General features: G+C 44.5%; 11 protein-coding genes and 1 pseudogene. All 12 read left to right on the forward strand.

What is annotated here, in order from left to right; all coding sequences use genetic code 11:
* Positions 1 to 124 precede the first annotated feature (124 nt).
* The 12 genes and pseudogenes from W7W_RS0106715 (at position 125) to W7W_RS0106765 (ending at position 21,294) form a co-directional block, all read left to right on the forward strand.
* On the forward strand, positions 125 to 2,041 hold the full coding sequence (locus W7W_RS0106715; RefSeq protein ID WP_010663038.1) for a glycoside hydrolase family 97 protein: 1,917 nt from the start codon (positions 125 to 127) through the stop codon (positions 2,039 to 2,041).
* Between the two features lie 18 nt (positions 2,042 to 2,059).
* Positions 2,060 to 4,690 (forward strand): xylan 1,4-beta-xylosidase, encoded by a 2,631-nt coding sequence (xyl3A, locus tag W7W_RS0106720; RefSeq protein WP_010663039.1) that lies wholly within the window; start codon positions 2,060 to 2,062, stop codon positions 4,688 to 4,690.
* A gap of 13 nt (positions 4,691 to 4,703) precedes the next feature.
* Positions 4,704 to 7,097, forward strand: a complete 2,394-nt coding sequence (locus tag W7W_RS0106725) for a glycoside hydrolase family 31 protein (protein ID WP_010663040.1) — start codon at positions 4,704 to 4,706, stop codon at positions 7,095 to 7,097.
* A gap of 14 nt (positions 7,098 to 7,111) precedes the next feature.
* A complete protein-coding gene (locus tag W7W_RS0106730; protein WP_010663041.1) occupies positions 7,112 to 7,303 on the forward strand; it encodes a hypothetical protein in 192 nt (63 codons plus the stop codon).
* Between the two features lie 71 nt (positions 7,304 to 7,374).
* Positions 7,375 to 8,766, forward strand: a complete 1,392-nt coding sequence (locus W7W_RS0106735; RefSeq protein ID WP_010663042.1) for a glycoside hydrolase family 43 protein — start codon at positions 7,375 to 7,377, stop codon at positions 8,764 to 8,766.
* Positions 8,767 to 8,826: 60 nt separating this feature from the next.
* Positions 8,827 to 10,431 carry an alpha-N-arabinofuranosidase gene (locus W7W_RS0106740; protein WP_010663043.1) on the forward strand — a complete coding sequence of 535 codons (1,605 nt, stop codon included), beginning with the start codon at positions 8,827 to 8,829 and terminating at the stop codon, positions 10,429 to 10,431.
* Between the two features lie 94 nt (positions 10,432 to 10,525).
* The gene (locus W7W_RS0106745; RefSeq protein ID WP_010663044.1) at positions 10,526 to 11,890 is read left to right on the forward strand and encodes a glycoside hydrolase family 43 protein; all 1,365 of its coding nucleotides are present in this window, start codon (positions 10,526 to 10,528) and stop codon (positions 11,888 to 11,890) included.
* Positions 11,891 to 12,128: 238 nt separating this feature from the next.
* On the forward strand, positions 12,129 to 14,075 hold the full coding sequence (locus tag W7W_RS0106750) for a glycoside hydrolase family 97 protein (RefSeq protein WP_010663045.1): 1,947 nt from the start codon (positions 12,129 to 12,131) through the stop codon (positions 14,073 to 14,075).
* 109 nt (positions 14,076 to 14,184) lie between these two features.
* A pseudogene (locus W7W_RS23835) lies at positions 14,185 to 16,446 on the forward strand (TIM-barrel domain-containing protein); the annotation flags it as partial.
* 15 nt (positions 16,447 to 16,461) lie between these two features.
* A complete protein-coding gene (locus W7W_RS23840) occupies positions 16,462 to 16,794 on the forward strand; it encodes a DUF5110 domain-containing protein (protein WP_234408630.1) in 333 nt (110 codons plus the stop codon).
* A 235-nt stretch (positions 16,795 to 17,029) separates the two neighbouring features.
* Complete coding sequence (locus W7W_RS0106760; protein WP_010663046.1) at positions 17,030 to 18,604, forward strand: glycoside hydrolase family 43 protein; 1,575 nt, start codon at positions 17,030 to 17,032, stop codon at positions 18,602 to 18,604.
* A 206-nt stretch (positions 18,605 to 18,810) separates the two neighbouring features.
* Entirely contained in the window at positions 18,811 to 21,294 is a 2,484-nt protein-coding gene (locus tag W7W_RS0106765) for a glycoside hydrolase family 95 protein (protein ID WP_234408609.1), read from the forward strand.
* The last annotated feature ends 196 nt before the right edge of the window (positions 21,295 to 21,490 follow it).

The following is a 21,490-nucleotide window of genomic DNA, read 5'->3' on the forward strand; positions in this document are numbered from 1 at the left end:
AGATTCGTTATTGCCAACAATCTGAAGTCCCCCAGCCAATAGAAATATCACATCAGAATTCCTGACCTGCAATTTATTACAAAAACAAATACCTTTAATAACCCAAAAAAGAAACGCATCAGTCATGAAAAAAATCCTCTCAATAATCCTCCTCACCCTGATTCCGGTATTATCATGGGCCCAAAATCCGGAAGTGACCTCTCCAAATTCAAAAATCAGAATTGTACCAGACAGTCGGGATGATAAAAACTTTGATGAATGGCACCTGAAAGTGTATTATACCATCAACAATACACCCACTTTAATTATTCCAAAAATAAAGTTAGGAATTACCAGAAATGATCAGACGTTTGATAAAAACCTGAAACTTCTGAAATTCAGCAAACCAAACCGAATAAGCGAAGAATATACTGCCCTGCACGGGAAACGATCTCTTCGGAAAAATTCAGCCAATGAAGTAGTTGCTTCGTTTGAAACCCCCGAAAAAGACCGTTTAAATATCATTATCAGAGCCTACAACGATGGAATCACTTTCAGATATGAATTTCCGGAAGGAAAAGGAAACTTCACAGTAACCGATGAGCTCACATCTTATGTCGTTCCCGACAGTGCCGTGCGGTGGCTACAAAAATTTGACCTCTCAAATGAGAATATATATAACAAAATGAATGCTGACGAGGAACAGCGGAACTGGAGTTACCCTGCTTTATTCCAGGCTACTGATAGTTCGTGCTGGTATCTTGTACATGAAGCTGATGTTAACCGGGATTATTGTGCCACCAAACTCAGCAATCTCAATAAAAAAAACAGCTACAAGGTTACCCTCCCTGGCGCCCATGAAGGCGAAGGAGAGGCATTGCCAACCATTTCTCTACCATGGAAATCTCCCTGGAGAGTCATCATTTTAGGTCAGTTATCCGACATCGTTGAATCTACCCTGGTGGAAGATGTATCCACCCCATCAATCCTTGAAGATACTGACTGGATCAAACCGGGACTCGTTTCATGGAACTATTGGTCGGATAACCACGGCACCCGGGATTATCAAACAGTTAAGAAATTTACAGATTTAGCTGCTGCGATGGACTGGCCTTATACCCTTTTCGACTGGGAGTGGGATGCTATGACCAACGGTGGTGATGTGGAAGATGCCGCAGTGTATGCACTTTCCAAAGGAGTAAAACCTTTAATCTGGTACAACTCAAGCATGTTCAAATGGATTACCGCAACTCCTGTTGACCGCATGAAAACACACGAGAACCGGGTGGAAGAATTTACCTGGTTAAAAAGCTTAGGCTTTGCCGGCGTTAAAGTGGACTTTTTCCTGAGCGAAAAGCAATACATGATTGATTACTATATTGATATTCTGGAAGATGCGGCAAAATTCGAAATGATGGTCAATTTTCATGGCAGTCTGGTTCCCCGCGGATGGGCTCGCACCTATCCTCACCTGATGACCATGGAAGCAGTCCGCGGGGCAGAATGGTACAACAACAATCCGGAATTAACTACCACCGCACCTGAGCACAACACAGTGATGCCTTTCACCCGAAATGTGGTAGGATCAATGGATTACACACCGGTTACTTTCACTAACTCACAACATCCGCACATCACCTCATACGGACATGAACTGGCGCTGAGTATTGTTTTTGAATCGGCTCTTCAACACATGGCCGACCGTCCGGAAGGATATTACAATTTGCCTGACGCCGCAAAAACATTATTGCGGGACCTACCTGCTGCCTGGGATGACACCAAATTCATGGATGGTTATCCCGGCAAAGATGTCGTTATTGCCCGCAGAAAAGGAGATATTTGGTACATTGGAGGAATGAATGCAGAAAACGAAGAAAAAAACAAGCAGGTGAATCTGGACTTCCTGAACAGCGATACAAAGTACAAACTCACCCTCATAGAAGATGGGGAGCACGATATGGATTTCTCAACTAAATACAGTGTCGTTGACAAATCCTCGAAAATCGATATTAAACTACTGAGACGTGGCGGTTTTGCGGCCGTTTTAGAACCGATGCAATAACAACCTAAAACTTTTGTCATGAGAGCAAATACCATAAAAAAGGCTTCCCAAAAAGTAATCCTGCTTTTTGCCGGAGTAATACTATCGATATCCTCCCTTGCCCAGGGATATGACTACCCGTTTCAAAACCCTTCACTTAGTTTTGAAGAACGTGTCAAAGACTTAATCTCAAGACTGACTGTGGAAGAAAAGGCAGCACTTTTGTGCGACCAGTCTGATGCCATTCCCCGTCTGGGTATCGAAAAGTTTAACTGGTGGAGTGAAGCGCTGCACGGTTATGCCAATAATGACAGCGTCACTGTTTTTCCGCAACCGGTAGGAATGGCCGCCTCCTTTAACGATGAATTGGTCTTTGATATTTTCAATGCAACATCGGACGAAGGACGGGCCAAATACCATCAGGCACAGCGCAGAGGCGAGGAAAACCGCAGATTTCTAAGCCTTTCAGTCTGGACCCCCAATGTGAATATCTTTCGCGATCCCCGCTGGGGACGTGGCCAGGAAACCTACGGCGAAGATCCTTACCTCACATCCCGCATGGGTGTTCAAGTGGTTAAAGGGCTGCAAGGCCCGGAAGATGCGAAATACCGCAAACTACTGGCCTGCGCCAAACATTACACCGTGCATTCAGGGCCCGAATGGAGCCGACATGAACTGAATGTCAACGATGTCAGCCCCCGTGAATTCTACGAAACCTACATGCCGGCTTTTAAAGCACTGGTTCAGGATGCTGATGTAAGACAGGTGATGTGTGCTTATCACCGCCTTGATGATGAACCATGCTGCAGCAATACCCGCATTCTGCAGCGCATCCTTCGCGATGAATGGGGCTATGAACATCTGGTTGCTGCAGATTGCGGCGCCATAACCGATTTCCATACCACTCATGGTATATCTTCCACTCCTGTTCACGCAGCCGCTACTGGGTTGCTTGCAGGAACAGATCTGGAATGCATATGGGACAATTATCATTACAAAATGTTGCCCGAAGCACTGGAAAAAGATTTAATCAAAGAAGAGCACATCGACAGCAGTCTGTTCCGCGTATTAATGGGACGATTCGAACTCGGAGAAATGGATGACGATGCCATCGTTCCCTGGGCTCAGACGCCGGCTTCAGTTTTAAACAACAAAGAACACAGAGAGTTGGCATATAAAATGGCCCAACAGTCCATGACTTTGTTGCAAAACAAAAATAATGTGCTTCCTCTGGATAAATCATCCACCCAAAAAATAGCCGTGATCGGCCCCAATGCGGATGATGAAGAAGTCCTTTGGGGTAACTACAACGGCACCCCCATCAGAACAATCACCATTCTGGACGGAATGAAATCCAAAACAAACTCTGACCGGATATTTTACGACAAAGCGGTTGACCTGGTTGACAACAAAGTGATGGTCAGCTATTTTTCAAATGGGGAATCTGACAATAATCCGGGTTTCAAAGCCACCTATTGGAATCATCCCAATTTTGAGGGAGAGCCGGTAGTTACCCAACAAATGGTTAATCCAATCAGAAAAACTGCCGCAGGGCAACATGAATTTGCACCCGGCGTAAAACTCGAGGATTTTTCTGCCGTTTTCGAAACCAAATTTACTCCCACTGTGTCAGAAGAAATTGTCTTTAAGGGAGGGGCAGCCGGATTTTTTGAAATAATTGTAAACGGTGATACCCTGACCAGTTACACCAACTGGAGAACAATACCGGCAAGATTCCCCTTTACAGTAAAAGCCGGCAAAACCTACGACATAGAAATCCGCTATGCCCAGCGTGAAAACTGGGAAGCCAATATCGAGGTTGATTTTGGAAGAGAAGAAAATGTGGACTATACAGATCTGCTGAAAAAGTTGGAAGGCATAGAAACAGTCGTGTTTGCAGGGGGTCTCTCAGGCTCTCTCGAAGGAGAAGAAATGCCTGTCTCCTACCCGGGCTTCAAAGGTGGCGACCGAACCCACATTGAGCTGCCTTCCGTTCAACGAAATGCGCTGAAAGCATTGAAAGAAGCCGGCAAAACCGTCATTTTTGTGAACTTTTCCGGTTCGGCAATCGCATTAGAACCAGAAACCGAATCGTGTGATGCCATTCTTCAGGCCTGGTATGCCGGCGAATCTGGTGGACAAGCCATTGCTGATGTACTTTTTGGCGATTACAACCCGTCAGGAAAACTGCCGCTTACTTTCTACCGCAATTCTGATAACCTGGGAGACTTTGAAGATTACTCCATGGAAGGCAGAACTTACCGTTACACCAACGACCATCTCTTCCCCTTTGGTTTCGGGCTCAGTTATACCAATTTCCAAATTGGTAACGCAAAATTGAGTAAGGCAACCATAACACCGGATGAAACGATCAGTATAAACATTCCGGTAAAAAATACCGGCAAACGCGATGGAACGGAAATCATACAGGTCTATGTTCGCAAAGTGAACGATATTGACGGGCCCATTAAGACCTTAAAGGGTTTTGAACGCGTGGACGTTCCTGCCGGAAAAACCACTCAGGCGAACATCAGTCTGCCTCCTTCTTCATTTGAGTTTTACGACTGGAGCCAACGCAAAATAACTGTAACTCCCGGACAGTATATTGTCTATTACGGCAATAGTTCGGACAACAAAGATTTAAAGCAGTTTGAAGTAACCATTCAGTAAAACAACAGAAACTATGAATCGCGTTTTCGCATTATTAATCATCATCCTTACTGTTATTACCAATAGCAGTGCTCAGACGTATCTAAGAACCGATCTTGGGATAAAAACTTCTATTGGGGATACTGATTATGAGATCCAGTTTTTCAGTCCCTCAATAGTACGAGTTTTAAAATCGCCTGAAGAATCGTGTTTTTCTAAAGAAAGTCTCTCCGTTATAAAAAAGCCTCAAAAAACAGACATTGACATCAGGCTAGACGGGAAAGATTTAATTCTGGAAGGCGATGATTTGCTGGTAATCCTAAATATGAACAAAGGAACTGTTTCATTCGAAACCTCTACAGGTCAACCCCTTTTGAGTGAAAAAGAAGCAAGTGCCGAATTTACAGAATTTAACGATGCCGGAAATGCAACCTACAACGTTTCCCAGTCATTCAAACTGGGACAGGATGAAGCCATTTACGGCTTAGGTATCCTGCAAAACGGGAAAATGATTCAGCGCGATCTCGAAATACGGATGGTACAAAACAACACGCAGGATTTTGTTCCCTTTTTCCAATCGAATAAAGGGTATGGTTTGTTTTGGGACAATTATTCACCCACTACATTTAGCGATAACAAGGAGCAAACTACCTTTAGTTCGGAAGTTGGCGATGGCATAGATTATTATTTTATGCACGGCGAAAATGCCGACAGTGTAGTTGCACAAATGCGCGAATTAACGGGACAGGTACCCATGTTTCCCTTGTGGACTTATGGTTACTGGCAAAGCAGGGAGCGCTACAAGAGCCAGGATGAAACAGTAGGTATCGTTCGCAAATACCGCGAGCTCGGTGTTCCGCTTGATGGGATTATTCAGGACTGGCGCTACTGGGGCAACAACTACCTCTGGAATGCCATGGAATTTCTCAACGAAGAGTTCTACGATCCCAGGAAGATGGTGGACGATGTGCATAACATGAATGCACACATGATCATTTCCATCTGGAATTCTTTTGGCCCGGAGACAAAACCTTATCGGGAACTGGATAGCATTGATGCACTCATGGACTTTAAAACCTGGCCTGAGTCAGGTTCTTTTAAATGGCCACCCAATCCCGATTATCCATCAGGCGTACGAGTTTATGATGCCTATAATCCTGAAGCCCTCGATATTTACTGGAAATATCTAAAGAAAGGCATCTTTTCACTTGGCATTGATGGCTTCTGGATAGATTCTTCGGAGCCCGACCACTTCGATCCAAAACCTTCTGACTTTGACAATCAAACCCATCTTGGCTCATTCCGCAAAGTTCGTAATGCCTACCCTTTAATGACAGTAGGCGGTGTTTACAAACATCAGCGTGAGGTAACTTCCGATAAACGTGTTTTCATCTTAACACGTTCGGTGTTTGCCGGGCAGCAGCGATATGGAGCCAATACCTGGTCGGGCGATGTTGTGGCATCGTGGGATGCCTTGCGTAAACAGATATCTGGTGGCTTAAACTTAACATTATGTGGTATTCCTCACTACAATAGCGACATAGGCGGGGTTTTCCTTTGGGATTTTCAGAATCCGTTGCAAAATGCTGATTATCGGGAACTGTATGCCCGTTGGATTCAATTTGGTGCATTCTGTCCCATGATGCGTTCGCATGGTGCCGATGCCCCCCGGGAAATATTCCAATTCGGAAAAAAAGGCGAACCTGTTTACGATGCCATCGAAAAATACATCAAGTTGCGCTATAGCTTATTGCCTTACATATACTCGACTTCGTGGCATGTAAGCGAACACCAGTCGAGTATGATGCGTGCCCTGGTTATGGATTATCCATCCGATAATAAAGTGCTTGATATTGATGACCAGTACATGTTTGGCAAGGCCATTCTGGTTTGCCCGGTAACCGAAAGCATGTACAATCAGGATGGACAAGCTGATTTTGGTTCAGTTAAAAAGCGAGAGCTTTATCTGCCTGGCGGTACCCAATGGATTGACTACTGGACTGGTGAAAAACGGGAAGGTGGACAAACCATTAATAAGGAAACTCCAATTGATATCATGCCAATCTTTATTAAAGCAGGCTCTGTCATTCCAATTGGGCCTGATGTTCAATATGCAGAAGAGAAACCCTGGGACAACCTTGAAATCAGGATTTACGAAGGAGCTGACGGCGAATTTACCCTTTACGAAGATGAGAATGACAACTACAACTATGAAAAAGGCTTGTATTCAACCATCAGGTTTAGCTGGGACGATACGAAGAAAGTTTTGACCATTGCTGACCGCGAAGGTAAGTTCCCTGGAATGCTTCAGAAAAGAAAATTCAATATTATCAAAATTGCCTCAGACGAAGATACTGGTAAAGAGTCCTCGGAAAAATTCATCCAAAAGGTATTATACAGCGGAGAAAGAATCAATATCAAACTATAGGAAACAGAACTAATATGAAAAACATAAAGTTATTGACCGAGGATAATACCAGACGATGGAACCAGTCAAGGTTTTTTAATCCGGAATATGACATTCCTGATTCGATGGTAGAAGGCAAAAGCAACATCCGGGTTAAATTTCAATCAATACACAGGCATACAACAGGAGCCGTTTATTTTCTCCGGCTGGTCAGGAAATCTGATTAATTAGAAATAAATGCCTCTAAAATTCTAAGATAAAAACTTACGAAAGAATAACCTAAAATCAAAGTTACAAAATGAGCAAAAAAATATTTATATCCATTCTCTTGATGATGCTGGCAGTGAATTATTCTACCGATGCCCAAAACACCGTTAAGCAACGCCCCATCATTCAGACAAAATACACTGCAGACCCCGCGCCACTGGTATATAACGACACGGTGTTCCTTTACACCAGCCACGATGAAGACGATGCCATGGGGTTTAAAATGGAAGATTGGTTACTTTATTCCTCAACTGATATGGTGAATTGGACAGAGCATGGCGTAGTGGCATCATTAGAAAATTTCGATTGGGTCCCCTATAACAACGGGGCCTGGGCAGTACAATGTATTGAACGTAACGGAAAGTTTTATCTCTATTGCCCCATGCCCGGAGGTGTTGGCATTGGGGTTCTGGTGGCCGACAGTCCTTATGGTCCTTTCAAGGACCCGCTTGGAAAACCTTTGATTCAAAACAGTGATCACGACATTGATCCTACTATTTTGATTGACGATGACGGACAGGCCTACATGTACTGGGGCAACCCCAAAGTCTATTACGTGAAACTGAACGAGGATATGATCTCTTATTCGGGGGAGATTATCCAGGAACCGACAACGCCAAAAAATTACCAGGAAGGCCCCTGGGTCTGGAAGCGCAATGGCAATTACTATATGGCTTATGCCTCCACCTGCTGCCCCGAAGGAATTGGATATGCCATGAGCAACTCCCCCACCGGTCCATGGGAATATAAAGGCATGATTGTCGATGACACGGAACTTTCACGTGGTAATCATCCCGGGATTATCGAATACAAAGGAAAATCCTACTGTTTCGGTCACAGCTACGATCTTTTAAAAAAAACAACTCCAAAATTTTACGAGCGACGATCGGTTGATATGGATGAGATGGTTTACAACCCCGATGGCACCATTCAAAACCGTCCTTACTGGTCGGTTGAGGGCCCTGAACAAGTGGAGCCACTGAATCCTTTCCGCCGCGTTGAAGCAGAAACTATGGCCTGGAGTGAAGGGGTAAAGACGCGTTTTGAAACCGAATGGGAAGGCGATTTCGATTGGAACAGAGGCGCAAAAATTGCCGACCGTTTATTTGTTACTGCCATAAATCATGGTGATTACATTAAAGTCAGCGGTGTTGATTTTTCTGATGGAGCCGAATCCATTGAAGTGAGTGTCTCCCCCATTTACGGAGGCAAAATTGAAATACATGCGGATAAAATCGACGGCCCGGTCATTGCGGAAGTTGACGTAAATACTGAACGCGAAGAAGGAATCTGGAGCACATTTACTGCACCGGTCAGCGACATCAAAGGAGTTCATGATTTGTATTTTGTTTTCAGGGGGGAAAAAGACTTGTTTTATTTTGACTGGTGGGAGTTTACCCCTTCAACGGCATCTGAAAACTAAATAATTAGAAGAACATTTCACAACCAAGCATTTCAGTTTCAATCAATAAAACAACATACTATGAAAAAGCATTTTTACATCAAAAAGCACTCAGCGATGCTAAGCATACTGGCTTTTATATTTTTATTCAATTTCGGGACCGGATATGCTCAGAAAAACAATCCTGTAAAAATAACCATTGCCCCGGCTCAATCCGGCCCTGAAATCAACAGGCACATATTCGGTCACTTTGCCGAGCATCTGGGAACCGGTATTTACGGTGGTATATGGGTAGGACCCGATTCAGATATCCCAAACACCAGAGGGATACGAAACGATGTTGTGGAAGCCCTGATTGAGCTCAAAGTTCCAAATGTACGCTGGCCCGGTGGGTGTTTTGCCGACCAGTATCACTGGCGCGACGGAATTGGCACTCCTGAGGAACGAAATTCCAGAATAAATGTCAGCTGGGGAGGAGCTCCCGAACCCAATTCTTTTGGAACACATGAATTTTTTGACTTCATAAACCAGATTGGGTCAGAAGCATTTATCTCGGCCAATGTGGGATCGGGAACTGTGCAGGAATCGGCTGACTGGCTGGAATATCTTACCGCCACCGGTTCAACACTTGCAGAAGAAAGAGCCATCAACGGACACCCGGAACCTTATGATGTTGAGTTTTGGGGCATCGGAAACGAAGTTTGGGGTTGTGGAGGGCCTTTTACTCCACAGGAGTATATTACTGAACTTAAAAAATTCGCCACATTCACCACCAACTACAACACCGATGTAAATACGCAATTTGTAGCGGTTGGCCCCGATTCTTTTGATGAATTCAGCTTTGGTTATACAGAAGCAATTATGGAAGCATGGGCAAACCGAACCTGGACCTGGAATATCCAGGGCCTCTCGTTGCATAATTATACCCGAGGCGGCTATCCGCCGGTAATCCCGGCCACCGACTTTGATGAAAAGCAGTATGCCGAGGTCATTCAGGAAACACTGGGAATGGATGAATTCATTGCTGAGAACAGGGCCATCATGGACAAGTACGATCCCAATACAGAGGTATCTATTTTGGTTGATGAATGGGGTGCCTGGTATGCTCCCACGGAAGGAACAAATCCGGGCTTCCTGCAGCAGCAGAATTCACAACGCGATGCAATTATTGCTGCTCTGAATTTCAACATCTTCACCCGTCACGCAGAAAGAGTTCATGGTGCAAATATTGCCCAAATGATCAATGTATTACAGGCGGTGATCCTCACCGAGGATGAAAAAATGGTACTCACCCCGACCTATCATGCCTTCAGAATGTATGTGCCTTTCCAGAGTGCCAGCCGGATTCCTGTTAGTTTTGATGCAGGGATTTATCAGATCGGTGATATTGAACTCCCCCGTGTAGATGCCATCGCCGCCAAAGGAAAAGATGGAAAGATACATGTGGCAATTACCAATATTGACCCCAAAAACAAAGCATCGTTTGAGTTGCCGCTGGATGGCTATTCTATCAAAAATGTGACAGGTGAAACTTTATTTGCATCTGAAATTGACGCCATCAACACTTTTGAAAACCCGGAAAATGTAGCCCCTCAAAAGATAAAAGCTAAAGTGTCCGGAAATAAAATATCTGTTACCGTGCAGCCACAATCACTGACAGTTCTCGAAATAGATGCAACGAAATGATAATAGATAATTTATGAATAATCCAGGTTAAGAGTTCAATGAATCATTGTATAATAAAAAACTTTGTTTTTTTGAAAAAATAAAAATTAAACTCATGAATATCAAAAAGTTATTACTTGCATTGTTTTGTGTAGGTATATTCATTTCAGGCGTTGCCCAAAACCCCATTGTGCAGACCTATTACACTGCCGACCCTGCTCCTATGGTGTATGACGGCAAAGTTTACGTTTACACATCGCACGATGAGGATATAACCGTCGATAATTTCTTTACCATGTACGACTGGCGGTGCTATTCCTCTGATGATATGGTCAACTGGACAGATCATGGTGCAGTAGCCTCATTAAAGGACTTTGAATGGATGGATAAAACAAACGGAGCATGGGCTCCTCAGGCAATAGAGCGTAACGGAAAGTTCTATTTATATGTTCCCATTCATGGGGAAGGCGTTTCCGTATTGGTCAGCGATTCGCCCACCGGTCCGTTTCATGACCCGCTGGGTCACAGATTAATTGTGGACAGTGACGATGTCTGGACCGACATCGACCCCACCGTTTTTATTGACGACAATGGCCAGGCTTATCTTTATTGGGGAAACCCTTCTCTCTTTTATGTGAAACTCAACGAAGACATGATTTCCTACGACCGTAGCATTGGCAATAAGGGAATTGTTCCGGTAGAAATGGATAACCATTCATTTGGAGAAAGTAAGGCCAAAGATGGAAGACATCATTCGAACTATACCGAAGGTCCCTGGATTTACAAGCGGAAGGATTTGTACTACCTGGTATATGCTGCAGGCGGTATTCCGGAATACATTGCCTATTCCACTGCCCCTACAGCAGAAGGTCCGTGGACTTATCAGGGTTACATCATGGAAAGAGCCCCTCACCTGGCTTTTACCAATCATCCCGGAATTATTGATTTTAAAGGGAACTCCTATTTCTTCTATCACGATCAGGATTTGTCAGGTGGTGAAGGCTTTAAACGTTCGGTAAGTGTGGAACAATTTGAATACAATGAAGATGGTTCTATTCCCATGATTACGCCAACAAAAGAAGGAATTAAGGAAAGTGTTACCAACCTGAATCCTTACCAAAAAGTGGAAGCTGAAACCATCGCTTGGTCAGAGGGACTGAAAACTGCGAAAGATGATAACGGAGTTATTGTCACCAATATCAACGATGGTGACTATATTAAAGTACGCAGTGTTGATTTTGCCAAAGGAGCCAAAACATTCAAGGCTCGTGCAGCAGCTCTGGAAGGAGGAAAAATAGAAATCCGACTGGATGCAAAAGACGGCCCACTACTAGGCGTTTGTGATGTATCAGAAATAGAAGACAACTGGAAAACATTCACCACCAAAACAAAGAAACAAAAAGGTGTCCATGATTTGTTTCTTGTTTTTAAAGGTGGTGAAGGTGAGTTATTCAATTTTGATTCCTGGGAGTTTAAATAAATCCTAAACGCAAAGGCGCAATGACGCAAAGTATCTATACCTTCAGAATCATACCATGCGTTTATATTTGAGATAAACAGAGCCTGAAGGGCTCTTATGTTTATAGCTTTCACAAGCTATAGGATATCGACGCTGAAGGTGTCGTATGCTTTTGTGTATTGTTAGAAGTATCTTTTTAACGCAGGAACGCAGACTTGTACTGAATCAAAAATCATAACATAAGATTAAAGAAATTACTATGAAAAACATTATTCCAGGCATAATAACCTTATGCTTTGTATTATTCTCTACAGCAGCCTATTCGCAGGTGGCCGAGGTAGAAAGTCCCGACGGAAAGCTTCAGCTAAGTGTCGATATTAGAAGCGGAAACCCGGTTTATTCAGTCACCTATAATGGTCAGACCATGCTGGAAAATTCTCCGCTAGGATTAAACACCAACGAGGGAGATTTCACCACCGGCATGAGCTTTATTGAATCTTCCACCGGGGAAGTAGAGAAAACATATACACAAGCAAAAATCAAGCATTCTTTTGTTGAGTACCAGGCCAATTCACTGAAATGCACTTTTTCCAATGCAGACGAGAAACAGATATCTGTTCTTTTTCAGGTAAGCAACAATGACATCGCCTTTCGTTATGAGCTGCCAATGTGGGTAGATACCAAAGCTATTGTCGTAAATTCTGAAGCAACAGGGTACAGATTTCCCACAAAAACCAAAAGCTTTCTCTCATACATGATGAGGCCAATGGAAGGATTTGCACGCACCGCTCCCAGTTACGAAAGCGGTTATCAGGCCAATGTTTCGATGGAGGAGAATCAGTCACCGGAAGGATATGTATTCCCGGGCTTGTTCCAGATCGGAGATAACGGATGGGTTTTATTGTCAGAAACAGGCGTAAGAAGTCAATACAATGCCTCCCACCTGAGCAAATTCAACAATGGCGTTTATACCGTTGAATATCCCAATCCTGGGCAAAACAATGGCTTTGGCAGTACCGGTGCACAAATGGGACTTCCCGGAGCAACGCCCTGGAGAACTATCACAGTGGGTGAATCGCTCAAACCTATTGTAGAAACAACCATCCCCTGGGATGTGGTGGAACCACTTTATGAGCCTTCTAAAGATTACCAATACGGACGCAGCACCTGGAGCTGGATCATCTGGCAGGACATCAGCATGAACTATGCCGATCAGGTAAAATACATCGACCTGGCAGCAGCCATGGATTACGAATACATTCTGATTGATGCCTGGTGGGATACAAATATAGGCTATGAGAAGATGGAAGAACTCATCAGATACGCCGAGGACAAAGGGATTGGTGTCTTTTTGTGGTACAATTCCAATGGCTCGGCCAATGATGCTTTCCAAACACCACTAAATAAAATGAATACCTCCATTGCCCGCAAGAAAGAGATGAAATGGCTGAAGAAAATGGGCGTCAAAGGATTGAAGGTGGATTTTCTGGGTGGCGACAAGCAGGAAACCATGCGTATGTATGAAGATATTCTTTCCGATGCCAATGATTACGGTCTGATGGTGAACTTTCATGGAGCTACTCTGCCCCGCGGATGGGAACGTATGTATCCCAATTTTGTGGGCTCCGAAGCAGTTCTGGCTTCTGAGATGCTTGTTTTCGTGCAGGATGTGCGTGAAAAAGAAGCATTTTACGCATCCTTACATCCATTTATGCGCAATACTGTTGCCAGTATGGAGTTTGGCGGTGTGATTCTTAACAAATATCTGAATAAAGGAAACAAGGAAGGACAAAAAAGGTTAACCACCGATATTTTCCAGCTGGCCACAGGTATTCTTTTTCAAAATCCAATTCAGTTTTTTGCCCTTACACCCAATAACCTCACAGACGTTCCGGAATTTGAAGTGGAATTTATGCGAAACATTCCCACCACATGGGATGAAACCCGCTTTATTGACGGTTTTCCCGGGAAGTACAGTGTGCTGGCCCGCCGAAACGGGAACAAATGGTTTATCGCAGGGGTAAACGCTGAAAAAGAGGTCAAAAAACTCGACCTGAAACTCCCCATGCTGGCCGGACAGGAAGTATATTTCTATAACGACAAAAAAGATGGGTCGCCGTCTATGGCAACGGTCACCATTCCTGAAACCGGGAAATTCTCAGTTAACCTTCAGCCAAACGGTGGGTTTGTTCTGAAACAACAATAATACAAATATCATTTCATTACTCCTCCCCCTCGATTCCGATCGAGGGGGCCTTTGCCTCTCGTCTCCGACGAGTTAATTTCTACCAATCACACATCAACTCCGGTTAACCATGAAATATCTCAGCTTTTTCATTGTTATTCTTTTCTTCATCCTGACGGGATGCCAGAAAAATTTCACTTACACAGAAAACCCTGAGGGTATAACCATCGAGTTACCCGAGGGAACACTTGGCATCTATCCTGCATCCGACAATGCAGTAAGAATCAAATTTTTTAAAAAGGAAAAACCGGATATTCCCGAATTTATCCTGACCAACAAAACCGCAATACCTGAATTCGAAACAACAGAAGCTTCTTCCAAATTAGCCATCAAACTAAAAAACATCCATGTGGTTGTGGACAAAGAAACCGGCAATATCGCTTATACTTCTCCAACGGGAGAGGTTTTTCTTCAGGAAAAACCCGGAAGCAGAAAACTGGTTGCCGACTCAGTGGATGGCAAACCTTGTTTCATCGCAGAACAGGGTTTTAAATCCCCCAAAGACGAGTCCATCTTCGGTCTGGGACAATTTCAGGATGGTCACTACAACTTAAAAGGGATTACTCGTCGTTTGACCCAGGTCAACGCTCAAATTGCCATCCCTTTTATCTATTCAAGCAAAGGCTACGGCTTATTATGGCATCAGTATGGTGTTACCGATTACAATCCGGCAGACAATTTTATTGATTTGAAAAAACAGGAACAACCTGATGGTGATGAAAATCTTATAGAGGTTACTACCACAGCCGGAACGCAAGAAGTATCACAGCATCAAACCCTCTATACAGGGCAATTCACAGTTCCGGAAAATGGAGAATACTCGGTTTTCCTGGATCTGGGCGATATGGGGAACCGTTATTATGTGGTTATCGATGACAAACCATACATTGACCAATCCAATATGTGGCTCCCTCCCACCGTCAGCACTTTGGTAGATCTCGAAAAAGGCGCACACGATGTCCAGGTAATTTGCAAGTCTGACAACAACCCCGAATTATCCTGGAAACGAAATGATAACACCACTACCTTCAGGTCACCCCACGCCAAAGAGTTGGATTACCTCGTTTTTTACGGTCCTTCAGCTGATGAAGTGATCTCTTCGTATCGTAACTTATCAGGTAATGCACCCCTGTTTCCCAAATGGGCTTATGGCTTCTGGCAATGCCGGGAACGTTATACTTCAGGCAAACAACTGGTAGAAACAGTTGAAAAATTTCGTAAAAGAGAACTCCCTATGGATGTCATTGTCCAGGATTGGCAATATTGGGGCAACAAGGGTTGGGGCGTTCCTCAGTTTGATTAAGAAAATTATCCCAATCCATCGGGTTTCATCAGTAAAATTCATGATATGAATGCCCATTTCTGTATTTCAATCTGGTCAAATCCCGACAAAAATTCAGATCTGGGTAAAGAATATGTCGAGCGAAACCGCTTTATTCCCGGAACCAAATGGCTGGATTATTTCAACCCGAAAACAAGACAAGAGTACTGGAACACCTTGGAGGAAAATCTGTTTGTCCACGGGGTCGATGCCTGGTGGATGGATGCCGTAGAGCCTGAAAATGATGCACTAAAAGGAACACAGACACATATCGGACCGGGAAATTTCTACCGTTTGACCTACCCATTAATGGTCAGCAAAGCTGTTTACGAAGGTCAGCGCGAAACCACCTCCGACAAAAGAGTTTGTATTCTGACCCGGTCGGCATTCTCCGGTCAGCAGAAATATGGCATGATCAACTGGTCAGGCGATGTTGGTGGCACATGGGATGGATACAGACGACAAATACTTGCCGGACTCAATTTCACCATCACCGGGTTACCATACTGGACTTCCGACATAGGCGGTTTCTTCCGTCCGGGCGCGTCGCAATACACCGATGAAGGATATCATGAATTGCTGACCCGATGGTTTCAATGGGGAACTTTCAACCCCATTTTCCGTGTGCATGGTTACCAGTCGGAAACGGAACCCTGGAAATATGGTCAAACAGTTGAAAATAACATGCGTAAGATGTTGCACTTACGCTACCGCCTCATCCCCTACATATATTCGGAAGCCTGGAATACTACCAACAATGGATCAACCATCATGCGCCCCCTTGTGATGGATTTCAGAAAAGATGCAGAAATCGTAAATCACCAATATCAATATATGTTTGGCAACAGCTTTTTGGTAGCTCCCGTCACCCAACCAGGTGCCTCGGAGAGCGAAGTTTACCTTCCGGAAACCACAAATTGGTATGACTTCTGGACCGGACAACTGATAGAAGGTGGACAGACCATTTTTGCCGATGCGCCATTAAATCAGATTCCATTATTTGTCAAGGCAGGATCGATTGTTCCAATGGGCAAAATCATTCAACACACCGGGGAAGCCTCTGCTGACACTTTGGAAATAAGAATTTACAAAGGAGCTGATGGAAGCATTAACCTTTACGAAGATGAAGGAGAGAACTATAACTACGAAAAGGGAGAATTCTCAGTTATCTCTTTCGAATACAACGAACAAGATCAAACCCTCACCATTGCCGACCGGAAAGGTCAATATCCGGGATATTTGAAAGAACGGATTTTTAATATTGTTGTAGTAAACGAAAATTGCGGAACGGGACTGGCTAAAGGACAGTCTGTAAATTCAGTAAATTACGTTGGAGAAAAGATAGAAATCAGGTTATAGATAATAGTTAAGTTGGCTCCTTTCAGGGACCCCTCCCCCTCGATTCCGATCGAGGGGGTTTAGACCTCTCGTCTCTGACGAGTTAGTCGTCAGAGACGACGGATTATAAGCCCCTCGATCGGAATCGAGGAGCAGGACCCTGAGAGTGTCGAATACTCCGTCCGTGTGGATTTCCGAATCCACACGATTATATTTCGCGGATTTGAAATCGCTCAAACTAAAAAACATTATACAAATGAAAACACGTTATTCAGTACTCATTATTCTAATTGCCGGCTTCTTTTGGAGTTCCTGTTCCGGCAAACAACAAGAACAACAACAAACTGCACAAAACCCGGTAATTCACGCCGATGTCCCGGATATTTCCATCATTCGCGTGGACGACACCTACTACATGAGCAGCACCACCATGCACATGAGCCCCGGAGTGCCCATCATGAAATCCAAAGATCTGGTGAACTGGGAGATGGTCAACTATGCCTACGATACACTTGCAAATAACGAAGCGCTTCGTCTCGAAAACGGGAAAAGTGCATATGGCAAAGGTTCCTGGGCCAGCAGTCTGCGTTTTCAAAACGATACATTTTACGTATCCACTTTTTCGGCAACTTCCGGAAAAACGCACATCTACAAAACCAGAGACATTGAAAACGGGCCATGGGAGGCCATTACTTTTGAACCGGTATTGCACGACAATTCCCTTTTCTTCGATGATGACGGAAAAATATATTTGATTTATGGCGGAGGCAATATCCGGATTGCTGAACTGAAAGAAGATTTATCGGGTGTCAAACCTGATGGCATCAATCAGGTAATCGTTCCTGATGCAGGTAAGGTAGCATCTGAAAATCTGATGCTCCACGCCGAAGGGTCACAGATCATCAAGCACAACGGCAAATATTACATTTTCAACATCACCTGGCCACAGGGAGGCATGCGCACAGTTGTAGTACACCGGGCCGATCAAATAACCGGGCCTTATGAAGGGAAAGTGGCTCTTCAGGATCGCGGCATTGCTCAGGGAAGTATCATAGACACCCCCGAAGGCGACTGGTATGCCTATATGTTCCGCGATTATGGATCAGTAGGAAGAATGCCTTACATCATGCCCATGAAGTGGGAGAACGAATGGCCCGTTCTGGGGATAGACGGAAAAGTGCCGGACACTTTGGATATTGCGGTTCAAAACATTGGCGTATCAGGCATTGTCACCTCTGATGATTTTGACGGAAATAAGCTTCCTCTTGCCTGGCAATGGAACCATAACCCTGATGACCGTTACTGGTCTTTGACAGAAAGAGAAGGCTATTTACGCCTGACCAACGGACGCATTGATGACAATGTGGAGCAAACCAGAAATACACTGACACAACGCACCTTCGGCCCCGTCAGTTCTGCTTCTACCCTGCTTGAAGCTCAGGGCATGAAAGATGGAGATGTCGCCGGTCTGGTGGCATTACAAAAAAGATACGGATTTGTGGGGGTAGAAATGGAAAACAACAGCAAATCAATATTCATGGTGAGTGCAGAAACCGAAAAACCTGTAGAACTGGAAACCATTCCGCTGGAACAGGATCAAATCTGGTTAAAAATCGACTGCGATTATAGAAACAGAACAGACAAAGCCTGGTTCTATTACAGTCTGAATGGCAATGACTGGGAAAAAATCGGAGAGCCGTTGCAAATGGCATATTCTCTACCCCAACACTTTATGGGATATCGATTTGGCTTGTTCTCTTTTGCCACCAAAGAAACAGGAGGTTATGTGGATTTCGATTACTTTAAAATCAGTGACGAGATAACAGAATAGAGCATTGACCGTTCTTAAAAACCCTCGTCTGAGACGAGAGTCAACCACCCCCTCGTTTGGAAACGAGGGGGTGAGTTTTGCCACTAAAGAAACAGGAGGAGAAGACTACCCACTGCCCCTCGTTTCCGAACGAGGGGCTTTGTACCACTCGTCTCTGACGAGAATATATCGCTAAAGCAGAGTGCTAATCTCATAAATCATATGATATGCAATCAATCATGAATTCATTAAGAAAAATTTTAATTCTTGCTTTTAGTTTTCTCCTACTGGGAGCATGCAACAAAGACGAAGCACAGGAAAGCGACCTTAAACTTTGGTACGACAAGCCGGCGAAAGTCTGGAATGAAGCACTTCCCATTGGAAACGGCCGCCTGGGAGCGATGGTATTCGGTGATCCTACCCTGGAAAACATCCAGCTCAACGAAGAGACATTTTGGTCGGGCAGCCCGTCACGCAACGATAACCCCAAAGCTATTGAGGCCTTACCGGAGGTACGGAACCTCATCTTTGAAGGGAAATATCACGAAGCGGAAAAAATAGTCAATGAAAACATGGTAGCAGAACAACTGCATGGTTCCATGTACCAGACTATTGGCAATCTCAACCTCACTTTCGAAGGACATGAGAATTATTCAAACTATTCCCGGGAGCTGGACATTGAAAAAGCACTGCACACTACTTCCTACACCGTCGATGATGTGAATTTCAAACGAGAGATTTTTGCTTCCTTCCCCGATCAGGTCATTGTGGTAAAGTTATCTGCCGACCAACCGGAAAGTCTGTCTTTCACTGCCAATCTAATCGGCCCATTGGCAAAGAACACCAAAGCGGTAGATGCCAGCACTCTCGAAATGACCGGTATTTCCGGCAATCATGAAAGAGTCGAAGGAAAAGTAGAATTCAATACCCTCGCCAAAATACTCAATACGGATGGTGCAACATCTGCTGATGGAGACAAAATCACTGTTAAAGATGCCAGCGAAGTGGTCATTCTAATATCTATGGCTACCAATTTTGTGGATTACAAAACGTTAACAGCTGATGAGAATGAAAAGTGCCGGAAATTTCTGACTGCCGCCCAAACAAAAGAGTATTCAGAAATCAAAGAAGCCCACATCAGGGACTATCGTAAATATTTCACCCGATCGTCGTTGGATTTGGGCACCACCCCGGCCAGTCAGCGCCCCACGGATGTAAGAATCAAAAACTTTTCCCATACCAACGACCCGGCGCTGGTATCACTCTATTATCAGTTTGGCCGTTATCTGCTGATTTCCAGTTCGCGCCCGGGCGGACAGCCCGCCAACCTTCAGGGGATATGGAACAACAGCACCAATCCGGCGTGGGACAGTAAATACACCATCAACATCAATACCGAAATGAATTACTGGCCGGCTGAGAAAACCAATCTTCCGGAATTGCATGAGCCTCTGATAGAAATGGTCAAAGATTTATCGGAAGCAGGCTCACAAACAGCCCGGAATATGTATGGGTGCAACGGTTGGGTAACCCACCACAATACAGACATCTGGCGTATTACCGGGGTAGTTGACGGCGCATTTTGGGGTATGTGGCCCATGGGCGGCGCCTGGCTCACTCAGCATCTCTGGGATAAATACCTCTACAGTGGCAATCGGGAGTATCTGGCATCGGTTTACCCGATAATGAAATCCGCATGCAAGTTTTATCAGGATTTTCTGGTTGAAGAACCTTCCAACGGTTGGTTGGTGGTCAATCCCTCCAACTCACCGGAAAATGCACCCGTCGGTCGCCCGTCAGTTACTGCAGGAGCAACCATGGACAATCAGATCCTTTTCGACCTTTTTACTAAGACAAAAAAAGCAGCCACCCTGCTTAACGAGGACGAAAAACTCATCAACGATTTTCAAAGAATTATTGACCGTTTACCACCTATGCAAATTGGACAACACGGACAATTACAGGAGTGGATGGAAGATCTGGACAGTCCTGATGATAAGCACCGTCACATTTCACACCTTTACGGATTGCACCCATCCAACCAAATTTCACCCTATTCTTCCCCTGAGTTATTTGAGGCAGCCCGCACAACCATGAAACACCGGGGTGACATATCTACCGGATGGTCCATGGGCTGGAAAGTGAACTTCTGGGCTCGTATGCTAGATGGAAATCATGCCTTCAAGCTAATTCAAGACCAGCTCACACTGGTTGGAACTGACAACAACTCTGGTGAAGGTGGCGGTACCTATCCCAACCTGCTGGATGCTCACCCTCCTTTCCAGATAGACGGAAACTTCGGATGTGCAGTTGGTATTGCGGAAATGTTGTTGCAAAGTCACGACGGCACCATTCACTTTCTGCCGGCTCTTCCCGATGACTGGAAGAACGGCGAAATAACCGGTCTGCGAACTCCAGGCGGTTTTGAAGTCAGTTTTAAGTGGCAAAACGGCCACCTGATAAAAGCAGAAATCAAATCAACCTTGGGCGGTAATTGCAGAATTCGGGTACCCAATGAAATGAAAATTTCCGGTAGCATTACTTTAAAGGAAGCAAAAGGGGAAAACCCCAATCTTTTCTTTGAGAAACCCGAAATTAAAACGCCACTTATTTCAGAAAAAGCCCCACAAAGAACTGTTTCTTTGCCTGAAACCTATTTATACGATTTTCAGACCGAAAAGGACCAGGTTTATTCGCTTACAATCAAGTAAAATAGAAAAAGGCTATAATTTAAAGTAGCGTTTTTGTCATTAGAGAATGCTTCGGGCATGGCCCTCGCAATAACCGGGTCTCCGAGTGATATAGAAGGGGTTGGCAGATAGTAGGACGATTTGACCGCCCTGCAATTTGCCACCCCCTTCCATTAAGGTGAAAGTGAGTGATTGGTAGCAAAGCGAAGCAATCTCT

Origin of the sequence: Marinilabilia salmonicolor JCM 21150, from assembly GCF_000259075.1 — a bacterium.
In the GTDB taxonomy this organism is placed as follows: domain Bacteria; phylum Bacteroidota; class Bacteroidia; order Bacteroidales; family Marinilabiliaceae; genus Marinilabilia; species Marinilabilia salmonicolor.